Origin of the sequence: Exiguobacterium sp. SRB7LM (assembly GCF_015712685.1) — a bacterium.
Lineage (GTDB): Bacteria > Bacillota > Bacilli > Exiguobacteriales > Exiguobacteriaceae > Exiguobacterium > Exiguobacterium profundum.
Genome location: NZ_VWVR01000006.1, coordinates 8,165 through 31,671 on the forward strand (window position 1 = coordinate 8,165; position 23,507 = coordinate 31,671).

A 23,507-nucleotide genomic window follows, 5' to 3' on the forward strand; every position below is an offset into this window, starting at 1 on the left:
TGTTACGTTAACAATGTCAGCATCAGTGCTTTTTGTGCATGTAAACGATTCTCGGCTTGATCGAATACCCATGACTGCGGTCCATCGATCACCTCAGCCGTCACTTCTTCCCCGCGATGCGCCGGTAAACAGTGAAGGAAGATGGCGTCGGGGTTCGCAAGTGCCATCAACTCTTCATTCACTTGAAAACCGTTAAACTTCATCAGCCGCTCCTCTGCTTCCCCCTCCTGCCCCATGCTCGCAAAGACGTCAGTATACACAATATCTGCCCCATTCGCAGCAAGCGATGGGTTTTCGAACAACGCGATGCTTCCTCCCGTTGATTCAGCCAACTTCTTCGCTTTCTCATAAATGCCTTGATCAACGGTGTATCCGTTTGGTGAGGCGATGCGGATATGCATCCCACTCAGTGCCCCACCGATCATAAGCGAATGTGCCATATTATTGCCGTCGCCGATATACGTCAACACTATTCCGGCACGACTCCCGAACCGCTCTTCAATCGTCAATAAATCCGCGAGCACTTGGCACGGATGATGCAAGTCCGTCAATCCATTGATGATTGGGATTGACCCGTGTTGTGCCAACGTCTCCACCGTTTCATGCGCATACGTCCGAATCATGAGTGCGTCCACATACCGACTCATCACTTGAATCGTATCCGTCAACGGTTCACCACGCCCGATTTGCAAATCTTGACCGCTGAGAAAGAGTGGGTATCCACCTAATTCGACGACCCCGACTTCAAATGACATTCGCGTCCGTGTCGATGCCTTTTCAAATAGCAATGCGACTTTCTTCCCTGTCAGCACCGTTGCATAAGATTGAGGTGAACGTTTCACTTCGTGTGCCAATTGCATCAACGAATCGAGCGTATCCGGTGTCAATTCCTCCATCGTTAAAAAATGTTGTATCGTCTTCACTGTCATTTGGCTACTCCCTCTCTCATTTGAATGGATTGCAAAGACTGAACCGGATTGCCAGTCCGTGACTGACTCATCTGATAATACTGAGCTAACTGTTTGGACGAAATGATATGCACCCCATGGCGAACGGCGATTTCACGTGTTGCTCGTTCGTCAGCCGCATCCGAGAACAATACGGCGACATCTTGAAAATCAATGACGTCTGCGAGTGGTGTATTTCCGACGTGGTCAAACCCTTTCCCGAATACGATTTGCGGACGATTCATCACCCGTGTGGTCAGCGCATCATACGTAAAGCGCTCCGGCACATATGGATGTGAACTGAATTGAAGTGTCTCGCCTGTCGAACGCATGACCGGACCTGTCATCGGGTCTACGCCTGGCAGTTTGACGTTCGAGAAGATCGGAGTCTTTACCGCATAGTTTGTCAATCTCGAGGGATGTGTCGGAACGAAATCGTTCAATGCGAGACCGTACGCCGCGTAGGTCGCCCATTCGATTAACGGCTCACCTGTCACTTTGCTGACAATCGGAACAGTCCGCGACGCACGCGGGTTGATTTCAAGGACGTAGATCGTGTCTTCCTTCAACACGAACTGAATGTTCAGAGCTCCTTTATAATCGAGCGCCTGTCCGATTCGTTTCGCAATCGACTCCACTTGCTCTTGAATCGCCAGACTCGTCTCGACCGGCGGCAAGATCATCGTCGAGTCTCCGGAATGAACACCCGCTGCTTCGATTTGTTCTAGGACGACGGGCACATATACCGTTTCCCCGTCCGTTACACAATCCACTTCAAGCTCACGCCCTGCGACATATTGGTCGACTAGCGTTGGATAGGCAAGGTTCGGTAACACCTCTGCTAACTGTTCCTCTGAATGAATGAGTAACATGCCCTTTCCTCCAATCACATAGGACGGGCGCAAGATACATGGATAGCCTAACTGTTGGATGGCTTCCTGCAACTGCGTCGGGGAAGTGACTTCTTCACCCGGGATGTGTTCGACTTCAATCGAATCAAGGAATTGATAGAAACGTTCCCGGTCTTCCATTTGGTCGATGGTGTCTGCGGATGCACCGAGCAAGTGATACCCCGCCGCTTCTAAATCATGAGCGAGTGCAATACCCGTCTGTCCACCGAACTGGATTAAGACATCGCGGCACCCTTCCGCTTCTAACACGTGCATGACATCTTCACTCGTCAGCGGTTCGACATACAGTTTGTCTGCAATCGAGAAGTCCGTCGATACGGTCTCCGGGTTGTTGTTGATCATGATCGTTTCGATGCCAAGTTTTTGAAGTGCCCAGACCGCATGAACCGAACTGTAATCGAACTCGATGCCCTGTCCGATTCGAATCGGACCTGCCCCAATGATGGCCACCTTCCGTTTTTCACTCGGCTTCACTTCGGACGTCCCGTGCCACGTACCGTAGAAATAGGGTGTACGACTTTCAAACTCGGCTGCACACGTATCAATCATCTGATATACAGGTTGAATCGAGGCCGCCTCTCGGAACGCCTTGATCTCCTCGGTTTGCATATGCATCACGGTGGCAATTTGCGCGTCCGTGAACCCAAGTCGCTTCGCTTGAAGCAACTGGACCGGATTCGTCAAATCTTCCTTCGTCATCTGAATGAGTCGTTTTAACATGTGAATGAAGTGAGGGGTGATGCCCGTAATCTGCTGTAATGCATCGGCCGACATCAACTCACGGTCGAGCAAGGCGAGACAAGCGTGCAATCGACGATCGGTCGGCGCCTCGACTTCACCCATCAATACGTCGACTGTGGCTCCCTGCATCCACTTCGGATAAAGCGGTGCCTGTTCGATTCCGGCACCACGCCATGCCTTCTGTAACGCTTCTTCTAACGTTTTTCCCATCGCCATACTCTCACCGGTCGCCTTCATTTGTGGTCCGAGTGCGCGTTCTGTTTCCGCGAACAAGTCGAACGGGAAACATGGTACTTTCGCCGTAATGTAATCAAGTGCCGGTTCAAAGCTCGCCATCGTATTCGTTGTGACTGGATTGATACAGTGATCTAACGGTTCACCCAAAGCGAGACGTGTCGCAATTTTGGCAATCGGATAACCGGTCGCTTTTGACGCAAGGGCCGAGCTCCGAGAGACACGAGGATTGACTTCAATCACGTAGTACTCTGATTGTGTCGGATGAACTGCGAACTGAATGTTACATCCACCAATCACACCAAGTTCGGATACAATTCGAAACGCAGCGCTCCGTAACGTCTGATGCATTTGGTCCGATAAGGTTTGTGCCGGGGCGAACACGACGGAGTCCCCCGTATGCACACCGACCGGATCGATATTTTCCATGTTGCAGACGATGATGCACGTTCCAAGCGCGTCACGCATGACCTCATATTCAAATTCTTTATAGCCAGCGATGCTCTTCTCGACCAAACATTGTGAGATCGGGCTTGCCTCAAGACCCCGACGCGCCATCGTATACGCCTCATCCTCCGTCATCGCAATCCCACCGCCGGTCCCACCGAGCGTGAACGCCGGACGGACGATGAGCGGAACACCGGTCGTCTCAATGAAAGCTGTCAGTTCTTCAATCGTCTCAATCGTCGTCGATGTCGGGATCGGCTCGTTCAACAGCTCCATCTTTTGTTTGAACCGTTCACGGTCTTCCCCGTCACGAATCGTGTCGAGTGATGTACCGAGCAGTTCGATTCCATATTGGGTCAACACGCCAGCTTCCTCGAGATCAAGAGCCAAGTTCAACGCCGTCTGTCCCCCGACCGTCGCAAGGACGTGCGTCGGACGTTCTTTTTCGATGATGTCGGTCGCTTTTTGAACGGTCATCGCCTCAATATACGTCGCGTCCGCCATTCCTGGGTCCGTCATGATTGTGGCAGGATTGGAGTTCAATAAGACGACTTCACAACCGGCTTCACGAAGCGCCTGACACGCCTGCGTTCCGGAATAATCAAACTCTGCGGCCTGCCCAATCACGATGGGTCCCGATCCGATAACGAGTACTTTTTTATGCATACACGTTCACTCCTTGCTGAATCATTTCATCAAAACGGTCGAAGACGGACTGCGCGTCCGTTGGTCCAGGACTCGCCTCCGGATGGAACTGTGTCGTGAAAATGGATGCATTCGGATGAATCAACCCTTCCACCGAGTGATCGTTCACGTTCTCATAAAGCAGTTCAAGCGGGCTCTGTTCGATACTCATACGCGCGACCACATAACCGTGATTTTGCGACGTCATCCATACGTCGTTCGTCTTGACGTTTCGGACCGGGTGATTCGATCCACGATGTCCGTATGTTTGCTTTTCAATCTTGCAACCGAATGCGAGGGCGAGCAGTTGATGCCCCATACAAATCCCGAGGGTCGGATACGATAACGCCAATTCCCGGATGACTTCAATCTGCCCGATGTGGTCTCGCGGGTCCCCGGGCCCGTTCGATACTAAAATCCCATCCGGTCGCAATGCCTCGACGACCTCTTGTGACGTCTGGTACGGAACACTCGTCACACGATACCCACGTTTCACCATTTCACCAATCATCGACGCCTTCACCCCGAAGTCGAGACAGACGATATGCCCTTTCTCTCCGTCCCCTTCCTGCACGATAGACGCTGTTGTGACGCGCTCTGTTAGATGACGAACATCCGGAACTTCCAACGTTTCATGTATGTCCGCTGCCATCATTCCAAACTGATCGCCTTCATCACGCAACACATGAACGAGCGCACGCACATCGACTTGTGACAGCACCGGAATCCCTTCCTGCTCTAACCAATCCTTTAAGTCAGACTGATCCCCAGAATCAGCAAGTGATTGCACGAGGACGCCGGCCACTTGAATGCGAGCACTTTCGCTCCCGTCTGATTCCAGTCCATATTGTCCGATCAGCGGATAAGTGAACGCGATGATTTGTCCAGCATATGACGGGTCGGTCAACACTTCTTGATAGCCCGTCATCCCGGTGAAGAACACGACTTCACCACTTGCGTGTCGCGCACTCGTCTCCCATGTTCCTGTAAAGTGCTTCCCGTTCATTAAGGTGATGCTTCCGTTCATACGACGCCCTCCTTCTGTAAGATTTGTTCAAGTTTCGTCAATGCTTCGTCAATCTCCGATTTCGTGACCAGTAGTGAAGGCAGGAAGCGGATGACGTGCGGCCCCGCCATGACGACCAATAAACCCGCCTCTGCCAATTCTGTGACACAGTCTGCTACCGGTTCTGTCGAGACAAGCCCAATCATCAGCCCAAGTCCTCTCACTTCAACGAAACGTTCTCCATCCACGAAGCGACTGAGTCCTTCTTTCAAATAATCTCCCATGTCTGTGACATGCTTAAGAGACTCGGGTGTGAAGAGGACATCGAGTGTCGCTTCTGCCGCAGCCATCGCCACTGGATTTCCACCGAAGGTCGAACCGTGACTCCCAGGACCAAAGACCGTCGCCGCTTCCGCCGTCGTCAATATTGCGCCGACCGGAATGCCACTCCCCAATCCTTTCGCTAACGTGACGACATGAGGACGGAGCGGTGTTTGTTCGTATGCGAAACGTGTCCCTGTACGCGCGATGCCGGTCTGCACTTCATCGACGACGATTTTGACATCGTATTTGTCAGCTGCTTCCTGTAAGGCCTGCAACCACAGGGGATCCGCGACGACCACGCCGCCTTCACCTTGTACGATTTCGAGCCAAACAGCAGATGTCTCATCATCAATCCAGTCAAGAGCCTCCATATCGTTGAACGGTGCATGAATAAAGTCACTCACCATCGGTCCAAATCCATGTTTCACCTTCTCTTGACCAGTCGCTCCGAGCATAGCGAATGTACGTCCATGAAACGACTGCGTGAATGTGATGATTTTTGTTTTCTGCGTCCACTTTCGGACTAACTTAAAGGCCGCCTCATTCGCTTCTGTCCCACTGTTACAAAAGAAGGCATGCGTCAGATGTGTTCCTTCCGTCAACTTTTCAGCGACACGTTGCTGACCAGGTATCAAATAGAGGTTGGATGTATGCCACACCAGGTTCAATTGTTCTTCAATTTTCTGCTGCACGTATGGATGACGATGCCCCGTCCCACATACGGCAATGCCCATCACAAAGTCTAAGTACGTCTTTCCTGAAACATCCGTCACGTACGACCCGCTCGCCTGCGCGATCTCAATCGTTCGTTTCCCGTATGTCGGTAACAGCGAATTCATAGTTCCCCTCCCATAATCTTGTCCCTGCGAGCGTCGCGTCACGACCATCTCGGATGCGGGCACTTTTGACCCCTCCTGCCACTGCTGCCAATAGCGCCTCTACTTTCGGCACCATCCCTCCATCAATTTCTCCAGATGCGATGGCTTCTCGAATGTCCCGTTCAGTTAGCGTCGTCTGAAATTCACCGTGTATGCGAATACCGTTCACATCGGTCAATAGTTCCAATTCATCCGCTTGTAACGAAACGGCAAGTGCCACCGCACAATCATCGCCATTACAGTTCAGCGGACCTTCCGTGCCGGCAATCACCGATGTCACAACCGGAACATGTCTGGAATCCATCAGCCGTTCGAACACGTCATTTCGAATCGAAATCACCTCACCGACTTTCCCAAGTCCATTCAGAGGTTGACCGAAAATCGCACTCCCGTCGACCCCCGATAAACCAAACGCATCGAGGTCATATCGAGCCAATGTCGACACGACGTTCGTCTGCATTTCTCCTGCCAACACACGCAAAGCCCCGATCAACACCTCATCTGTCGTCACGCGACGTCCGGCCAAGAACAACGGTTCAATTTGTTGAGACATGCAATAAGCCGATAGTTTCGGCCCACCTCCATGTACGATGAGCAGATCATTTCCTTCTTCCATCCATCCTCGCCACTCTTCAAAGTACGAAGGTGTCATCGACTCCCAGACACTGCCCCCAAGTTTGATGACTTTCCGCTTCTTCATGTCCGGTAACTCGCATTGATTTTGACGTAGTCGTAGGTTAAGTCACATCCGTATGCCTGACCGAACCCTTCCCCGCCATGCAAGTCGACTGTGATGGTGACGACGTCCCGACTCATCTCTTCGGTCGCATACGCCTCATCAAACCAGACAGGCGTACTGTCCTTTAAAACAAGTTGACTCCCGATTTGAATATCGATCGCCTCCACGTTCACAGGGAACGGGACGGCGCCGATTGCGGCAATGATTCGTCCCCAGTTGGCATCCTGTCCATATACCGCTGTCTTCACCAGGGAGGACCCGACGATTTGCTTGGCGATCGTTCTGGCTTGTTGGTCGGATGTTGCGCCACTGACATTCACTTCGATGAGTTTCGTGGCTCCTTCCCCATCTTTTGCAATCGCTTTGGCAAGCTCTAAACATACATCTGTCAAAGCCTGTTGGAACGCGACGTGTGCGGAAGTTCCCTCTTTGATTTCTTCCATTTCTACTGCCCCGCTCGCCATGACGAGGACCATATCGTTTGTCGAGCTATCCCCGTCCACCGTGATGTTATTGAACGAGGCGTCGACACTTTTCTTTAATGTCTGCTGCAACAGTTCCGGTGCGATGACCGCATCTGTCGTCACAAACCCGAGCATCGTTGCCATATTCGGGTGAATCATCCCCGACCCTTTGGCGACGCCTGAGATCGTCACGGTCGCTTCCCCTTCTTTGTAATGGACACTAGTTTGTTTCGTCCCGGTATCTGTCGTCAAAATGGCTTCAGCGAACGATTGTCCATCTTCCCATGTCTTGGACGGTTGCAGATGACCAATCCCGTTTATGAGCGGGACCATCGGAAGCGGTTGACCGATGACGCCCGTTGAAGCGATGGCCACTTCTTCCGGTTTTACACCTATATGTTTTGCCGTCATGTCGCGCATCGTGTAGGCGTCCTTTAGCCCTTGTTCACCTGTACAGGCGTTCGCGTTCCCGCTATTGATTAACACGGCTCGAAGATAGCCGTTTGTTTCGGCTAATGACGCTTTTGTCACTTGAATCGGTGCGGCTTGAAAGTGGTTTGTCGTGTAGACGGCCGCCGCGCTCGCTAGTCGTTCACAAACGAGCAGCGCCAAATCTTTCCGTTTTCGTTTTAGTCCCGCATGAATGCCGCACGCTTGAAATCCTTTCGGTGATACGATGCCCGGTTTTTGGGTCGCCATGATGTCGATCATGCTTCATCCTCCTAAATGTATTGTGGTTGATTCAATAGTCCGAGCGTCTCATCGAATCCGAATCGAACGTTCGCATTTTGAAGGGCTTGCCCGGCCGCCCCTTTTTGCATATTGTCGATGACCGATACGATAGTCAGTCGATGCGTCCGTTCTTCTTTGTACACCCAGAGGTCGCAGTAATTCGAACCGACCGTCGATTTGATTTCCGGCTCTCCCTGCTGCACTCGAATGAACGGTTCATCCATATATGCGGCTTGAAGACGCTTCACCCATTCATCCTCTGACACGTCATCGTTCGGTAGAACCGTGATTGTCGCCATGATTCCGCGATTAATCGGCAGCAAGTGGGTCGACATCGAGACTGTCGCTTCTGTGCCACCCATGTGGTACAAGGTCTGTTCGATTTCAGGGATATGCTGATGCGAATGAATCTTATATAACTGCACATTCTCATTCGATTTGGCATGATGGGTCTTCTCACTCAATCCTTTGCCAGCGCCCGTGATGCCGGAGCAGGCCGAAACCACGATGTGTGCCGGGTCGATCCAATCGTGCTGAACGAACGGCAATAACGCAAGAGAGACAGCGGTAGCATAACAACCTGGATTTGAAATCCATTTTGCTCCCGTCAGCAATTCTCGATTCCACTCGGTCAATCCATAGACAGCTTCTTGTTGAATCGATTCGGTAACAGGCGGCTTCCCGTACCACGTTTCGTATGCATCAGACGGTAATCGCAAGTCCCCACTCAAATCGATGACCACTCCAGGAAAAGATGCTAACTGTCGAATATAGTCAGCAGACACGCCGCTCGGTGTCGCAAGGAATACCACATCAATCCCTGCTAGGGCGTCTACTTGAAATGGTTCAAGTATTTTTGGATCCGCTTGTAACCACGGATATAGTTCCGACAAGGTCATCCCGGCGCTCGAGTCGCTGATTGCTTTTTCTAAACGGATAGTCGGATGTTGCTCGATCAGTTTTAACAATTCCAAACCGGCATAACCTGTTACGCCGACGATGCCACACGTAATCATCTCTCTACCTCCTCAGAAGAATAAAATGATTGAACCATATGCATATTTATTCTGTCAATTGTATTTTTATTCATAAATGATAAAACGTTCCCTTTTTTATTGGTGCATGAGGATTTTGGCAAATAAAAAAAGTCCGATGCGCATGCACCGGACCTGTGATTAGATTTGATTTTTATGACGAGCCTCTTGAAGTGCATCGACTAAGTCTTTCACGTCTTCGACGAGGTTTTGAATCGTATCTTGGTTTTCTTCGTAAAGCGATTTCCATTCCATGACACGGTCTTTCAAGTTGCCTTTCGATGACGCTTGTAGACCGACCGCATGTGCCTCAGTCGACGTGTTGGATGATTTCAACTTCGACTTGATGCCTTTCAGTTGTCTCACTTGTTGATCGCGCGTTTCGCTATGGAGAAGTGATGCTGCTGCGCCGATTACCGCACCCGCAGCCATCCCCAACCAGAAATAATTCTTGTTCATAAAAATCCTCCCCTAACATGACGTTATCTTTTATTATAGATTATCTGACTCACTGACGACATAGTGTTTTATGACGGGACCTGCACCGCGCTGTTCGACCGCTCGCTTCAAGCGGTCTTCAAGGATTGCATAGTCCGCCGTATCACGAAAGTGTTTCCCACCAGACGTGAACTGAATAAAGACGACGGCATGATTATCATCCGGGTCGACACCTAATCGGTATGCCGAAAACCCATCATGACTGACACCGAGTGGCGCCTTTTCCGTCAACAAGTGGTGAAACAACAGGGAGCGGGCATTCTCATCTGCCGGAACGTTCGCGTATAATATGTTCCCTTTTTTCACGAATTCGCCCGACGCCTCTTCAATCTCAAACACTTTACCGCTCTTGAACGGAGACTTCTCTCCTTCTGCGAGCAAAATCGTTTCGTGTCCATTCGCCGCGATGACGCCTGGCTCCTTTCGAAGACGCTCCGCCACGCTGCCTGACGCAAAAGTCATATAGAGCTTAGACAAGTTCCTCACACCCTTTCGCGAGTGTGATGTCTTTCTCCGTAATGCCCCCTTCGTCATGGGTCGATACGGTCAATGTCACGTTCCGATATTCAATCAAGATGTTCGGATGATGATCGAGCGATTCAGCCAAATCTGCTACAAGATGCACGAACTGAATGGCCTCCGGAAATGTTTCCAGCCGATACGTCTTTTGAATCTCCCCGTTCACTTCTTCCCAACCGTTCAACCGTGACAGTTCCTCTGTCAATTCACTTTGCGATAATACCATCGTCACAATCCCCTTTCCCTATACAGTCTACTGTCTTAATCTACCCAAACCGAAGAAAAATAATCTTCCGTGCATGATGTATAATGAATTAGAATGAGATGGATAGCCATCATTTTCATTACGAGAGAGGAGCATCTCCCATGCGCGCATTGATTGTTATTGATTATACATTTGATTTTATCGCAGACAGTGGTCGTTTGACTTGTGGGAAACCCGGGCAAGAGATTGAAGAACGGATCGTCGAATTGATCGGGACATTCGCAACGGATGACTATGTCGTCATCGCGAACGACGTCCATGATGCAGGTGACACTTTCCACCCTGAAACGACGTTGTTCCCACCGCACAATATCCGCGGGACAGAGGGCCGTGAGTTGTACGGTTCTGTGAAGGAAGCTGCGAAACAGGCAGACCACTGGATTGATAAGACACGTTATAGTGCCTTTGCCGGAACTGACCTTGACCTGCGTCTTCGGGAACGTGGAATCACAGAAGTTCATCTCGTCGGTGTCTGCACGGATATTTGTGTACTCCATACAGCCGTAGATGCCTACAACCTCGGTTATCAAATCGTCGTCCATGCCGATGCCGTTCAAAGCTTCAACCCGGTCGGCCATGAATGGGCGCTCGAACATTTCGTCACAACACTCGGTGCGACAGTCGTCGGAAAGTGACGTAAAACAGAAAGGAAATCATATGTTACATCGTAATTTAGCCCTTCACACAGACCTTTATCTTCCACGTTGGATGTATATTTACTGGAAGCAAGGTCGCCATCATGAAAAGGTCGTCTTCGACCTTTACTATCGCTCGAATCCATTTAGTGGTGGTTATGTCGTCTTCGCCGGACTCGAGAATATCGTTCACTACTTAGAGAACGTCTCCTTTACGGAGGCGGACATCACCTATTTGAAAGAGCAACTCGGATTCGAAGATGAATTCGAAGACGTCTTACGGAACTTTAAGTTCACTGGTTCACTATATAGTGTTCGCGAAGGAGAAGTCATCTTCCCACATGAACAAGTCGTTCGGATTGAATCGACCATCTTTGAAGCGAAACTGTTCCAAACGGCGCTACTCAATATCGCGAACCATGAATCACTCATCGCCACGAAGTATGCCCGGATTCGTCAGGCTGCTCCGAACGAGACACTCCTTGAAGGAGGAGCTCGTCGCGCGCAAGGTGTCGATGCGGCTTACTACGGAACACGTGCGGCTTACATCGCTGGTTTTGATGTGACAAGTCTCGTGTCAGCCGGTCGTGACTTTGATGTCCCGACAGGAGGAACGATGGAGCATGCCGACATTCAGTTCCACGATGATGAATTGAGCGCATTCCGTTCATTCGCTGAAATGTATCCGGACAACACGAGCCTTCTCATCGACACGTATGACACACTCAAGTCTGGTCTGCCGAATGCGATTACGGTCGCAAAAGAACTCGAGGCGAAAGGCCATCGTCTCAAGTCAGTGCGACTCGACTCTGGAGACCTCGCCTACTTGTCGAAGCGTGCCCGGAAAGCGTTGAATGAAGCAGGGCTCGACTACGTCAAAATCGTCGTATCTGGGGATTTGGATGAGTATGTCATCCAGGACTTACGGATGCAAGGCGCAGAGGCCGATACGTTCCTCGTTGGGACACGTGGCATCACGGCTTACGAGCAGCCGGCACTCGGTATGGTCTATAAACTCGTCGCGCGTGAGGATGAATCCGGGGAATTAAAACCGGTCATCAAAGTATCTTCTTCCAAGGTGAAGACGACGACTCCTCACAAGAAAGAGTTGTATCGCATCATCGACAACGAAACGAAAAAGTTCAAAGGCGACTATATCGCCCTCGCCGATGAACCGGTCGAATCTTACACCGAGATCGACTTGATTGACGTCCGTGACCCGGCCTTCAAGATCAAGACACGTAACTTCAACGTGAAACGCTTGTTGCAACCAATCTTCCTTGATGGGAAACGCGTATACGACCTTCCAAGCACAAGTGAGATTCGTGCATATCATCACGAGCAGATGAACGGATTGTGGGAAGAGTACAAGCGTCTCCGTTTACCGGAAGTGTATTCGGTGACGTTCAGCAAGCCACTATGGGATTTAAAACTCGATATGATTCGCAAAACGCGGGTACCAAAATAAAAAAACGGCTGTGGGTGCATACCCACAGCCGTCAGCTTGTTGACAAATAAGATGTACGAACTCGTCCTTCCGGCGCCCACGCTTTCCGCAGGCAATCCCGGAGCCGCATCGCGACTCAAGTCGCTGCTGGGTCTCCGTCGGATTGCTTTCCTGCAGGAGTCGGGGCGCCGTGGGACGAGCCACACGAATGGTCGCCACCTTTGGCGACCATTTGTCTTTTTCTGAGGCCTCGATGGCCGAAGAAAAAGCCCGATACATACTTCGAACCGGTCCAAACGGGGAATGAAGAAGATAAACACCACGTTCGCCCGTCATCAAAAGGAGGTACCCGATATGTATCGCGCCCATTCCGAGAAGCGACATGAACCGATCCAGTCGAAGACCACGTTGGACCAGCTGGTCCCGCAGGATCATCTCGTCCGGAGACTCGACCGCCACATCGACTTCTCGATCGTCCACCGGCTCTGCGCCCCGCTCTATTCGAACACCGGTACGCCCGGCATCGACCCGGAGATCATCATCAAGATCATCCTACTCGGACCCCTGTTCAACATCCGTTCCGTGCGGCAGACCGTGAGGGAGGTTCAGACGAACCTCGCCTATCGCTGGTTCCTCGGTCTCGGCATCGATGAGAAGGTTCCCGACCATTCGACGATCAGCCAGGCCTACCGCCGACGCTTCCAGGGGAACGACGTGTTCCAACAAATCTTCGAGGACATCGTCCGACAGGCGGAATCTCACGGTCTCGTCTCCGGGCGCATCCTGATCACGGATTCCACGCACATCCGGGCGAACGCGAACAAGAAGAAGTTCGACAAGGTCGAGGTCGAACGGGTCGTCGGTGCGATCGAGGACGAGCTTCTCACCCGCGTGAACGAGGGACGGGCCGAACGCGGAAAAAAGAACTGAAACCGGCATCTGAGAAGAGGGAGCGCCGGCTCGTCAAGGTGAGCCGGACCGACCCGGATGCGGGATACATGTATCGTGACCAGAAGCCGGAAGGCTTTTTCTGGCTGGCGCATCGGACGGTCGACGCCAAGCACAATTTCATCGTCGATGTACACGTCACACCCGGGAACGTCTCGGACAGCACCGTCTATCTCAATCGGCTCGACCATGTCCTCGAACGTTTCCATTTCCCGCTCGAGGCGGTCGCGCTCGATGCAGGCTACTTCACGACCGGGATTGCGAAGGCGCTCGTCGAACGGGGCATCTTCGGGGTCATCGCCCGGAGGCGTTTCGGTGGGAAGAAGGGGATGTTCCGCAAGACCCGGTACACGTACCTGCCCGAGGAAGATGCGTATCTCTGTCCGGCGCGACAGCGCCTCACCTATCAGACGACGGACCGCCACGGCTATCACCATTACGTCTCCGACCCCTCCATCTGTCAGAACTGCCCTCTCCTCGAGAAGTGCACGTCCAGCCGGACGCACCGAAGGGACATCACACGCCACGTCGATGAACATTACCGCGAGCAGGTGAACGAGAACCGCCTGTCCGCGTCCGGGAGATCCCTTTACCGACTGCGGCCGCAGACCGTCGAGCGCTCGTTCGCCGATGGGAAAGAGCTCCACGGGCTCCGTTTCACCTTCTACAGGGGGACCGCGAAGGTCCAACGTGCCAATCTGGTGGCAGCCACCGCACAAAACATGAAGAAGCTGGCCAACCTGTTGGCCAGAAAGGACCGTCTACATAACATTTCTTCAATCTTTTGTCGGGCAGAGCGCCTCAAGCTCGTTGAACCTAAAAAAAGACGAACCAAATCGCACATGGCGATTTGGTTCGTCAACAGCCTGAACGAACGCTTGAGCGTTCGTTCTTTTTTAACGTGCGGATGTTTTCTTCTGACCTGCGTTAAACGAGAGACGAAGTCCGCGTTTTTGATACGCTTGCTCGACTCGTTTAGGATTGAGGCTGAGCTCAAGGTGAGCTAGCTTCAAATGTTCAAGTGCCGGCACCGTGACATCGAGGCGAACGAGCTCCATATTGCGCTCTGCTTTTTTGCGTGTTCGTCTCAAGTTACGGGGCACCTCCTCTGACGTCAGTGCCGCGATCGTTTCATTTACTTGTTGTCGTTTTTCACCCTTGATGCTCAAGGCAGAATACAGCTTATCGAGCGAACCGAATCGTTTGATGAGTTGAACCGATTGACTTTCATCCAGCCCAGCAACTGGAGGGATTCCGTCAGAACGGTCTCCTGTCAACGCTTTGACGGCTGACAATTGCTTCGGTTTCAATCCTTCGTATAGCGCCGCAATCTCTTCTGGTCGAATTTCTAAATGACGCTTGAGTGGCAACGGACGATTATCACGAATGTCACAGCGAGCCTGCATTTGCTGAAGCTCCTGTGTCTGTAACCAAACGGTGATTCGTGGACTGACAAGCTGTAACAAGTCTTTGTCTTTTGTCATGATGACGACAGGGGCACTGCAACTGAATTTACGGGCGATGTGGGCAATCAAGTCTTCCCCTTCATACCCTTCTACTTGGAATTGTGGGATTCCACTATCCTCAAGCAGTTGGCGCATGAGTTCCATCTGCGCTTTTAATTCAGGCGGTGTTTGACGTCTGCGACGTTTGTAGCCTGGGTACAGTTCTCGACGCCATAATGTTTCACGTGAGACGTCCCAAACAACGACAAAATGAGTCGGACGATGTCTGCGTAGAATCGTCCGGATGAGGCCGGTCATTCCGATGACGGCACTCCGATCGTTTTTAGATACCTCGCGTCCTTTTTTCGTTCGGCTCGCGGCGGCACCATAATAAGCACTGGCCAGCATGGAGTTACCGTCAATCAAAAATAGTTTGCGTTCCATGCGTAACCTTCTTTCTATTTCTTTCTGTTTAAACCGAACATCTCGCCATGTTTCGGTGATGTTGTGTCATTGAGTGGGTGACACTCAAATAAGCAACATATGTGCAGTATATCACGGGAAGAGGCGAAAATATAGCGACAGTTCGGTGCAAACGTGAAAAACCCTTCTCCATATTTCGGAGAAGGGTTTAAAGAAAGCATCATTCAGATAATGGTTCTTCCTCTTCGTGAGAGGCGAGAATCAAGTCGACAAAGACGATGCGGTGGTTATCGACTTCACTGACAATCAGTTCATGGTTGCCAGGTAAAAGGAAGCGCTCGCCTGTTCGGGCATTCGCTTTTTGTGATAAAACGAATCCACCGACCGTATCGACGTCATCTTCGATTTCGATGCCGAACCGCTCTTCGAGTTCTTGCGTTAAAACGAGTCCCGAAAGGCGATAATGTTTCGGAGCGACTTCTGTAATTTCAGCCTGTTCGTCTCGATCGAACTCGTCTCGAATCTCGCCGACGATTTCTTCTAAAATGTCTTCAATCGTCAACAGTCCTGCCGTCCCGCCGTACTCATCGATGACGAGACACATCATCGTCTGCGCGTTTTGCATTTTCACCATCGCTTCTTGAAGTGGCGTGAACTCGGTGACGAGCGGCAATTGATGAATGAACGACTCGAACGGTGCATCATTTTTTGAAAGTTGAGCAGTGAAGAGCTGTTTCGCATTCACGAATCCGAGAACGTCATCGCGATCGCCATCTCGTGTGACGGGATAGCGTGTATACTGATGCTCTTCGACAACGGCAATGATTTCTTCAATCGTATCTTCTTCATCGATTGTCACCATGTTCATTCGTGGGACCATGGCATCTTTGGCGATCCGTTCGTCAAAGGAGAAGATATTTTGTACATAAGCCAACTCGTTTTCATTGATCTCACCGCTACGGAAACTTTCCGTCATGATGATTTTCAGTTCTTCTTCCGAGTGTGCCGTTTCTTGCGCTGTCGTCTGTACTCCGAATAAGCGAAGTGTGATTCGAGCCATACTGTTCAAGGCCCGAATAAACGGATAGAAGATTTTTGTGAAGACGTAGAGCGGACGTGCGACGAGGAGCGTCAGTTTTTCCGCTTCATGAACTGCAAGTGTCTTTGGCACGAGTTCACCGATGACGACATGGACGAACGCAATCAATAAGAAGGCAATCAAAAACGACAAGAATGTCACGAGAGATGGCGATATGTTCAATTGTTCGACCAGAGTGTGGATATACGCTTCGATTTGATCGGCACCAATCCATCCAAGGCCGAGTGCAGAAAGCGTGATTCCGAACTGAGAGGCAGAAAGGGAGTCGTCGATATTCTCGATGACTTTTTTCGCGCTGATCGCTCTCTTATTTCCTTCGAGCACGAGCTGGTCGAGTCGAGCGCCACGCACTTTCACAATTGAAAATTCGGCTGCCACAAAAAAGGCAGTCAAAAAGATTAAAAGTGCAACGACGAGTAAGCTGAGTAACATGGGACTGTCCAACAATTCCCCCAAAAATCGGGGAGTCACCTCCATTGAGTATAAGATCAAACGTCTTTCAGGCGTTTCCTGAAAACGAATAGTTTGTTTCAGTATAGTTGATTTGTTTCAAATATTCAAAATGCAGCCAATCATGTTTGATGAAGAGGGGAATGCGGGAACTAAACCCGAGAAGATGAAGGAGGAATTGACATGGCAAACTATCCAGAGTTAAAAGGCAAAGTCGCGGTCATCACGGGCAGCTCGAAGGGGCTCGGTCGTGCCATCGGGGAGCGTTACGCAAAAGAAGGGATGAGCGTTGTCCTGAATTACCGCAGCAGTGAAAAAGAGATGGAAGAAGTCATCCGTGGAATCGAGACAGCTGGCGGGAAGGCTGTCGCCGTGAAAGGAGACGTCGCGGAGGAAGGACTCGCGGAGAAGATGATTGAAAAAGCCATCTCTGAGTTTGGGAAGATGGATATTTTCGTGAATAATGCCGGCGTACAAGTCGAGGCAAAAACACATGAGATGGAGTTTGATAACTGGAAGCAGATTATCGACGTCAACTTGAACGGGACGTTCCTTGGTGTTCGTGCTGCTTTAAAATACTTCGTTGAGAATGAAATCGAGGGGAACATCATCAATATGTCTTCTGTTCACGAAGTCATCCCGCGTCCGGGGTATACACATTACGCAGCCAGCAAGGGTGGCGTGAAAATGTTCACGAAATCCGTCGCGCTTGAGTATGCTCCAAACCATATTCGTGTCAATGCGATCGCACCTGGGGCAATCGATACACCAATCAACGAGGAGACGATGAGCAACCCGGAAGAGAAGAAGGGGTTAGAAGCGCTCATCCCATCCCACGTCATTGGGAAGCCGGAACAAATCGCAGCCGTTGCCGCTTGGCTCGCGTCGGATGAGTCGTCCTATGTGACGGGGACAACCATCTTTGCAGACGGTGGGCTTTCGCTTTATCCGTCATTCGGTCCAGAGAACAAAGTGCAATAAAAAAGAGGGTGCGATGATGCACTCTCTTTTCGTTTAGCTACTCATTTGATTGGTCATATCCAACTTTGGAAGGGTGACAGTGAACATAGAGCCGTTGCCGATGTTTGAGGTAGCGTGAATCGTCCCACCGTGACCTTCGGCGATTTCTTTACAGATTGCGAGACCGAGACCGGTCCCTCCAATTTTTCGACTTGCCGAATTGTCGACGCGATAAAACTTATCAAACAATTTTGGTAGCGCGGTTTGGGGAATCCCGATGCCGTGATCTTCAATTGAAATGTCAATCCAATCCGGTCGTTCACATTCGACACGGACATTGATTTCGCCACCACGAGGCGAATACTTCACAGCGTTGTGAAGTAGGTTCATGAAGAGTTGATTGAGTCGCGTCCGGTCTCCGTATACATAGACGTCTTCCGTACAATCAAACGTGATGTGATGATGTTGGCTCGAGCCTTGATGCACCGAGATCGCTTGTTCAAGAATGGCGGATAGGCGCTCTGGTTCGTTATGATACGTCTGTTGTCCAGACTCCATCCGTTGTACATCAAGCAAGTTTGAAATCAAGTCTTCAAGACGCAATGTCTCTTGATGAATCATTCCTAAATATTTTTCGGAACGTTCAGATGAAAGTTTTCGGAAACGAAGTAGTTCAGTGAATCCAATGATACTTGTGAGCGGAGTCCGGAGTTCGTGAGAGACGGTCGAAACGAGTTCGGTTTTCAGACGGTCGACTTCGGTCTCGTGCGTCACGTCACGGAAAACGAGCATCGTTCCATGGCGTGTTCCTCGCAAGTAAATCTTCTCCGCATACAATTGAATGAAGCGCTCTTCCTGATTCATCGAGAACGTGACGCTCTCTTCTTTACACTGCCCATCGAATGACCGTTCCATGAACGCGAAAAAGGCATCCTTTTGGTCGACCTGCAGTCCGAGCTCCTCAAGGCTAGCGTCTAAACGGTATAAATCGACTTCATTTCGCTGCGTAATCGGTTGATTGAATAAGACGAACAACGCTTGGTTCGCTACTTTCTCACTTGTTGCGTGTTCGACATAGATGACGGCATCGCGAATCGAGTGAAGGAGGCGCGCTGTCTTCTCACGCTCCTCTTCAATCCGATAGCGTTGTGCCGTGAGAGATGTAGCCATCTGTCGGAATGATGTTGTCAATTGCCCGACTTCATTTTTAGATTGGGCGGCCGCCGGTGTCATCGGCTGTCGTTCTCCGGCAAGGCGCTTGCTGTTTTCAATCAACTCTTGCAGTTGACCAGTTAAGCGTCTCACATATGGACGGGCGACGATAAAGAGAATGAAGAGGACACCGAGTAAAGAGAGGAGCCAAAAGGCCTGTGCCCACTTCGTATGGGTCGCAAGCTGAGCACGGAGCGCATCCTCTTCTGCGTTCAGTGAGTTCCGGTATTCCGTGAAGACGCTCTCCATATCGACGATGCTCGCACTCATATCTGCGGCACTTTTCGAATTGATTTTGAATTTACGATCTGCCGGTGGCTCTTGTTGTGGATTCACTTTCCCGAGCGTCGGCATCTTTAAGAAGGGTTCGGTTACACTACCGTCCCGTTTTCCTGCTACATAACGTTCGAGGCTCGGCATGACACGTTCTTGATATGCGTCAAAGAGCGTACGAGCATCGCTCGCGTACGTTTTTTCTTTCTCGGTCACGGCATTCTGCTCGAACCAAGTGGTCTGTTCGTCAATCAAGACTTGTTTATCTTGCACACGCTCTAACATCGCGTCGTCTCCAAGGAGGACAAAGCCGCGCATTTCATATTGCATCGACTGCCATGTCTCGAACAATTCGGTCGCATTCGTGCGCCGTTCACTGATGTTCTCGAGCGATGACGTCGTCTGTTCGATTTGGTTTTCCGTATACACATATACGGCAAGCGACGTGAGGAGGATCAGTCCGATGAATAAGTAGAAGACAAATAAAAATTGTCTCCCGATCCGCTGGTCAATCCATGACTTCATAAAGACCGTTCCTTCCTAGAATGATGAACATTCCGACTGTGACTAATATCCTACGAGTGTCGTTCTTTCATTGTACAGATTCGTTTCTTTATATGCCACAAATTGAGAAATCAAGGCAATGACCACTATTAATCATTGAATAGTAGTGGATGATGTGCTATTGTTCAATGTATAGTAGGGGGTGAGATGATGAATCCTCAATTCAAAAAAGGTGTGCTCAACCTGTGCGTGTTAGCACTCGTCGCGGAACAAGACCGCTATGGGTATGAGCTCGTTCAGGCGATCTCGGCTAAAGTGGCGATTTCAGAAGGTGCGGTCTATCCGTTGTTGCGTCGACTGACGACAGAGGGTTATTTCACAACATATTTAATGGAATCTGGAGAAGGCCCTCCACGGAAGTACTATCAGATTACGGAGCAAGGGCGAACACACTTAGCTGAACTGCGAACGGAATGGGATGTATTCACGAACGGTGTTAATGACTTAATCCGAGGGGGAGACGACAGATGAATGAAGAACAGTACTTGTCAGAGCTCGAACAGCTATTGATGGACGTGAAGGTGAAAGATCGGCTCGATATATTAAGGGATGTGTCTGAATATTTCACAAGCGGTCGATCAGAAGGAAGAAGTGACGAAGAAATGGCACGTGAGTTAGGGGAACCGAGCGTACTCGCATCGGAATTACTCGCCTCTGTCGACGTTGAAGAATCGATCTCGACACGACCAGCTGCGGTTGTCAAAAGCTCGGCGGTAGCCTTCCAAAGCGTTCTTATTCAAGTACAGAATGCGCAGGTGTTCGTCACCCCATCACGAGATGGGTACGCTTATGCAACGCTTGAAACGGAGACCGACCATGGAGTCGTGATGGATATCGTGGGGGACACCCTAGAGATACGGATTGAATCCGAACGTCGTTTTGGTCTTTCGGACCTGTTTTCATGGTTTGGGTCAAAGGCACCTGTACTTCGGGTCGAATTGCCACATCACGCCTATCATCAGATTCAGTTGAAGAATCGTCATGGTTCGAGTGATGTACAAGACCTCCAAGCGGAACGGTTACACGTGGAGAGTGAGAACGGTCGAATCGTCGCGCATCACATTCAAGCACGTCATGGTGTCTTGCGCACGTCGAACGGAAAGGTGCTCGCATCGAGTTGTCACGGTCACGATTGGGAGCTTCATTCTTCGAACGGTCGTGTCGAAGCGAAACATTCTCAGCTCGAGCGGATCAATATCCATTCCTCGAACGGTCGAATCGATGTCGATCACGTCTCGGGAACGGTCGATGCAAAAACCTCTAATGGACGGATAGAGTGTTCCGTACAAGCGATTCATGCACCGATTCGGTTAAAGTCGAGCAATGGGAAAATTGATTTGCATGTCGATGAACGTCCAGAAGATGTGACCATTCGAGCGAAGTCGCGAAACGGGAAAGTCGATGTGTTCGGGGAGCGGTCGAAAGAGTGCGTATTTGGAGACGGGTCGATTGAAGTGAAATTAACAAGCTCGAACGGGAGCATCACCGTATCAGGATAAACATAGCCCCTCCATCGATCGATGGAGGGGCTATGTTTATAAATCATGCACCAACACATAGGCGACTCGAACGGGTCCATGTACGCCGACGATGAGGTTCATCTCGATGTCGGCCGAGTTCGACGGACCAGAGATGAAATTAACACCGTTCGGGGAATGGAGACCATCTCGATCAAGTGCGGCGAGTTGTTGTGCCGTTTGCGTCATACGTGGGACAAGGACAGATTTCGGGATGATCGCGATATGGTCTTGAGGTAACAGACTGATTGTCCGTGATTTACCAGGTTTCGCATATTGGACGATTGTCGCACTTTCCGCAAATGCTGCATCCGCAATTGTGATTCCGATGTCCGCTCGAGTGGCCAGCTCTCGACTCGATTCCGGTTGTGACGAATCCCACCAGGCAAACGTCTCACTTGTTGTAGGTGCCCAAGTGGAAATTCGTGCATCGTTCTCCGCAAGAATCTTTGTTCCATCATAGCGTTCAATCAAGAGGCGGAGCGTATCATCAAGATTCGCAGATTCACATTCAACCAAATCGGTATGGATTCGGGTCGCGACCATGCGGAACGTCTCGAGCAGCTCTTCTTCACTCGCGCCTTTCAACACCGCATCTTGCGGGCGATGTGTATATTCCCGTTTTGGCGGCGTGAGCTGGACCTCACGACCGAGTTGCTTGGCGATTCGTTGTAGAAAGTCCTCACGGTTTGTGATTGTACCAGGATTCATCAAGCATTCCCCCGTTTCTTGAACCAATCTCGGACGGTCTGTTTGTTCGGTTGTGGCAAGTCTTTCGAGTCTGTCCAAGCCGGTAGCCCTTTCTCAATCTGACCCGATGTGGCAAATGGTGATGTCGCAAACGGTGCGACATGTTCCGCTGCTTCGAATAAGAATGGACTCGAAGCGGTGACGGCAAATCCTTTCATCGCAATCCGCTCTACGAAAGGTGATTGCTTTTTCTCCTCTACGATGACGCGTCGATGTTCAATCAACAGCTCGTGCAGCGGAATCTTTACAGGGCACGCCTCTGTACAGGCGCCACAGAGACTCGACGCATAGGGGAGTTCCTTATAGTTCTCGTATCCATCAAGGAGCGGAGCCAAGACGGCACCAATCGGACCTGGATAGATCGACCCGTACGCATGACCACCGATATGGCGATAGACGGGACAGACGTTGATACAGGCCGCGCAGCGGATGCATTGCAAGACCGATTGGAACTGTGTCCCGAGAATACCAGAACGCTTGTTGTCGACGATGACAAGGTGGAACTCTTCTGGTCCATCGACTTCACCGACTGCGCGCGTCCCGGCGAACGTCGTGATGTATGACGTGAGTCGCTGACCGACTGCGCTTCGACAAAGCATATTGACGAGTACCTCGAACTCTTCATAAGACGGGACGACGCGTTCCATGCCCATGACAGAGATGACCGTGTCAGGAAGTGACGTCACCATGCGTCCGTTTCCTTCATTGGTCACAAGCCCGACGGCTCCACTCTCTGCGATGGCAAAATTACAGCCGGTGATGCCGACTTCTGCCTTCAAAAAGTCTTTCCGTAGTTCTTGTCGTGCATAGCGTCCAAGTTCAGTCGGATCGTTCGACCCGCTGTAGCCGTGGGCAGTGAACGTCTCATGCACAGCGTCGCGGTCTTTATGCAGGGCCGGGGCTACTATGTGAGACGGTGGATCTTCGTCGAGTTGTAAAATCCATTCACCGAGATCGGATTCGACGACAGTACACCCTTCTTCTTGAAGTGCCTTGTTCAACCCAATTTCTTCTGTGACCATCGATTTTGATTTCACGACATGTTTGGCTTGTTTCGACCGAACGACTTCTCGAATGTAGCGGTTCGCTTCTTCTGGTGTCTCCGCGAAAAAGACGCTTCCGCCGCGTTTGGAGACATTCTCGCTCAATTGATATAAGTAATAGTCTAGGTGTTCTAGCACATGTTGACGAATCTCTTCCGAGTGGTCACGGAACGCTTCCCATTCCCCAAGTTCACCCGCGGCATTCAACCGGCCATCTCGTAGTCGGTTTTGAGCCGAACTGACGGCCTGCCTCATGAACGCATCTTCGATTCCATCTTTTCGCCGATCTTGAAACTTCTCATCTAAGCGAATCCCCAT

At 50.7% G+C, this 23,507-nt stretch carries 20 protein-coding genes and 2 pseudogenes; 6 read left to right on the forward strand and 16 right to left on the reverse strand.

Features of this window, described 5'->3' with window-relative positions:
* Nucleotides 1–2: 2 nt before the first annotated feature.
* From argF to F3H97_RS00885, 10 genes are all read right to left on the reverse strand, one after another.
* Nucleotides 3–929 (reverse strand): ornithine carbamoyltransferase, encoded by a 927-nt coding sequence (gene argF / locus F3H97_RS00840; RefSeq protein ID WP_196430307.1) that lies wholly within the window; start codon nucleotides 927–929, stop codon nucleotides 3–5.
* The gene (carB, locus tag F3H97_RS00845) at nucleotides 926–3,946 is read right to left on the reverse strand and encodes a carbamoyl-phosphate synthase (glutamine-hydrolyzing) large subunit (RefSeq protein ID WP_196430308.1); all 3,021 of its coding nucleotides are present in this window, start codon (nucleotides 3,944–3,946) and stop codon (nucleotides 926–928) included. The genes argF and carB overlap by 4 nt, the downstream gene beginning before the upstream one ends.
* Nucleotides 3,939–4,991: a carbamoyl phosphate synthase small subunit gene (locus F3H97_RS00850; protein ID WP_196430309.1), complete on the reverse strand. Its 1,053-nt coding sequence runs from the start codon at nucleotides 4,989–4,991 to the stop codon at nucleotides 3,939–3,941. Before F3H97_RS00850 ends, carB begins: the two co-directional genes overlap by 8 nt.
* A complete protein-coding gene (locus F3H97_RS00855) occupies nucleotides 4,988–6,133 on the reverse strand; it encodes an acetylornithine transaminase (RefSeq protein ID WP_196430310.1) in 1,146 nt (381 codons plus the stop codon). The genes F3H97_RS00850 and F3H97_RS00855 overlap by 4 nt, the downstream gene beginning before the upstream one ends.
* A complete protein-coding gene (gene argB / locus F3H97_RS00860; protein WP_196430311.1) occupies nucleotides 6,093–6,872 on the reverse strand; it encodes an acetylglutamate kinase in 780 nt (259 codons plus the stop codon). Before argB ends, F3H97_RS00855 begins: the two co-directional genes overlap by 41 nt.
* Complete coding sequence (argJ, locus tag F3H97_RS00865) at nucleotides 6,869–8,086, reverse strand: bifunctional glutamate N-acetyltransferase/amino-acid acetyltransferase ArgJ (protein WP_196430312.1); 1,218 nt, start codon at nucleotides 8,084–8,086, stop codon at nucleotides 6,869–6,871. Before argJ ends, argB begins: the two co-directional genes overlap by 4 nt.
* An 11-nt stretch (nucleotides 8,087–8,097) precedes the next feature.
* A complete protein-coding gene (argC, locus tag F3H97_RS00870) occupies nucleotides 8,098–9,123 on the reverse strand; it encodes an N-acetyl-gamma-glutamyl-phosphate reductase (RefSeq protein WP_196430313.1) in 1,026 nt (341 codons plus the stop codon).
* Nucleotides 9,124–9,282: 159 nt separating this feature from the next.
* The gene (locus F3H97_RS00875) at nucleotides 9,283–9,600 is read right to left on the reverse strand and encodes a hypothetical protein (RefSeq protein WP_015880545.1); all 318 of its coding nucleotides are present in this window, start codon (nucleotides 9,598–9,600) and stop codon (nucleotides 9,283–9,285) included.
* A 33-nt stretch (nucleotides 9,601–9,633) separates the two neighbouring features.
* Nucleotides 9,634–10,116 carry a hypothetical protein gene (locus tag F3H97_RS00880; protein ID WP_230235411.1) on the reverse strand — a complete coding sequence of 161 codons (483 nt, stop codon included), beginning with the start codon at nucleotides 10,114–10,116 and terminating at the stop codon, nucleotides 9,634–9,636.
* The gene (locus tag F3H97_RS00885; RefSeq protein WP_078146155.1) at nucleotides 10,109–10,384 is read right to left on the reverse strand and encodes a 4a-hydroxytetrahydrobiopterin dehydratase; all 276 of its coding nucleotides are present in this window, start codon (nucleotides 10,382–10,384) and stop codon (nucleotides 10,109–10,111) included. The genes F3H97_RS00880 and F3H97_RS00885 overlap by 8 nt, the downstream gene beginning before the upstream one ends.
* A gap of 140 nt (nucleotides 10,385–10,524) precedes the next feature.
* Between F3H97_RS00885 and F3H97_RS00890 the strand changes: the two genes are divergently transcribed.
* The 3 genes and pseudogenes from F3H97_RS00890 to F3H97_RS00900 all read left to right on the forward strand — a co-directional run.
* On the forward strand, nucleotides 10,525–11,058 hold the full coding sequence (locus F3H97_RS00890; RefSeq protein ID WP_074034877.1) for a cysteine hydrolase family protein: 534 nt from the start codon (nucleotides 10,525–10,527) through the stop codon (nucleotides 11,056–11,058).
* 22 nt (nucleotides 11,059–11,080) lie between these two features.
* A complete protein-coding gene (locus tag F3H97_RS00895) occupies nucleotides 11,081–12,526 on the forward strand; it encodes a nicotinate phosphoribosyltransferase (RefSeq protein WP_196430314.1) in 1,446 nt (481 codons plus the stop codon).
* 333 nt (nucleotides 12,527–12,859) lie between these two features.
* Nucleotides 12,860–14,205, forward strand: a pseudogene (locus F3H97_RS00900) (IS1182 family transposase); the annotation flags it as partial.
* A 144-nt stretch (nucleotides 14,206–14,349) separates the two neighbouring features.
* Here F3H97_RS00900 and F3H97_RS00905 read toward each other — a convergent pair.
* On the reverse strand, nucleotides 14,350–15,342 hold the full coding sequence (locus F3H97_RS00905; protein WP_031424353.1) for a 5'-3' exonuclease: 993 nt from the start codon (nucleotides 15,340–15,342) through the stop codon (nucleotides 14,350–14,352).
* A 199-nt stretch (nucleotides 15,343–15,541) separates the two neighbouring features.
* Nucleotides 15,542–16,864 (reverse strand): hemolysin family protein, encoded by a 1,323-nt coding sequence (locus F3H97_RS00910; protein ID WP_230872781.1) that lies wholly within the window; start codon nucleotides 16,862–16,864, stop codon nucleotides 15,542–15,544.
* Nucleotides 16,865–17,053: 189 nt separating this feature from the next.
* Here F3H97_RS00910 and F3H97_RS00915 point away from each other — a divergent pair, with 189 nt between their 5' ends.
* Entirely contained in the window at nucleotides 17,054–17,851 is a 798-nt protein-coding gene (locus F3H97_RS00915) for a glucose 1-dehydrogenase (protein WP_196430315.1), read from the forward strand.
* 33 nt (nucleotides 17,852–17,884) lie between these two features.
* On the opposite strand, the gene F3H97_RS15140 is transcribed toward F3H97_RS00915, so the two are convergent.
* Together F3H97_RS15140 and F3H97_RS00920 are read right to left on the reverse strand one after the other, a co-directional pair.
* Nucleotides 17,885–18,388 (reverse strand): sensor histidine kinase, encoded by a 504-nt coding sequence (locus F3H97_RS15140; protein WP_370568600.1) that lies wholly within the window; start codon nucleotides 18,386–18,388, stop codon nucleotides 17,885–17,887.
* A pseudogene (locus F3H97_RS00920) lies at nucleotides 18,389–19,840 on the reverse strand (histidine kinase dimerization/phospho-acceptor domain-containing protein); the annotation flags it as partial.
* A gap of 189 nt (nucleotides 19,841–20,029) precedes the next feature.
* On the opposite strand from F3H97_RS00920, the gene F3H97_RS00925 reads away from it, so the two are divergent.
* Together F3H97_RS00925 and F3H97_RS00930 are read left to right on the forward strand one after the other, a co-directional pair.
* Nucleotides 20,030–20,350 (forward strand): PadR family transcriptional regulator, encoded by a 321-nt coding sequence (locus F3H97_RS00925; protein ID WP_074034162.1) that lies wholly within the window; start codon nucleotides 20,030–20,032, stop codon nucleotides 20,348–20,350.
* Nucleotides 20,347–21,378 carry a DUF4097 family beta strand repeat-containing protein gene (locus tag F3H97_RS00930; RefSeq protein ID WP_196430317.1) on the forward strand — a complete coding sequence of 344 codons (1,032 nt, stop codon included), beginning with the start codon at nucleotides 20,347–20,349 and terminating at the stop codon, nucleotides 21,376–21,378. The genes F3H97_RS00925 and F3H97_RS00930 overlap by 4 nt, the downstream gene beginning before the upstream one ends.
* Before the next feature lie 36 nt (nucleotides 21,379–21,414).
* Here F3H97_RS00930 and F3H97_RS00935 read toward each other — a convergent pair whose 3' ends face one another.
* Complete coding sequence (locus F3H97_RS00935) at nucleotides 21,415–22,107, reverse strand: LutC/YkgG family protein (RefSeq protein WP_196430318.1); 693 nt, start codon at nucleotides 22,105–22,107, stop codon at nucleotides 21,415–21,417.
* A complete protein-coding gene (locus F3H97_RS00940; RefSeq protein WP_304999664.1) occupies nucleotides 22,107–23,507 on the reverse strand; it encodes a LutB/LldF family L-lactate oxidation iron-sulfur protein in 1,401 nt (466 codons plus the stop codon). Before F3H97_RS00940 ends, F3H97_RS00935 begins: the two co-directional genes overlap by 1 nt.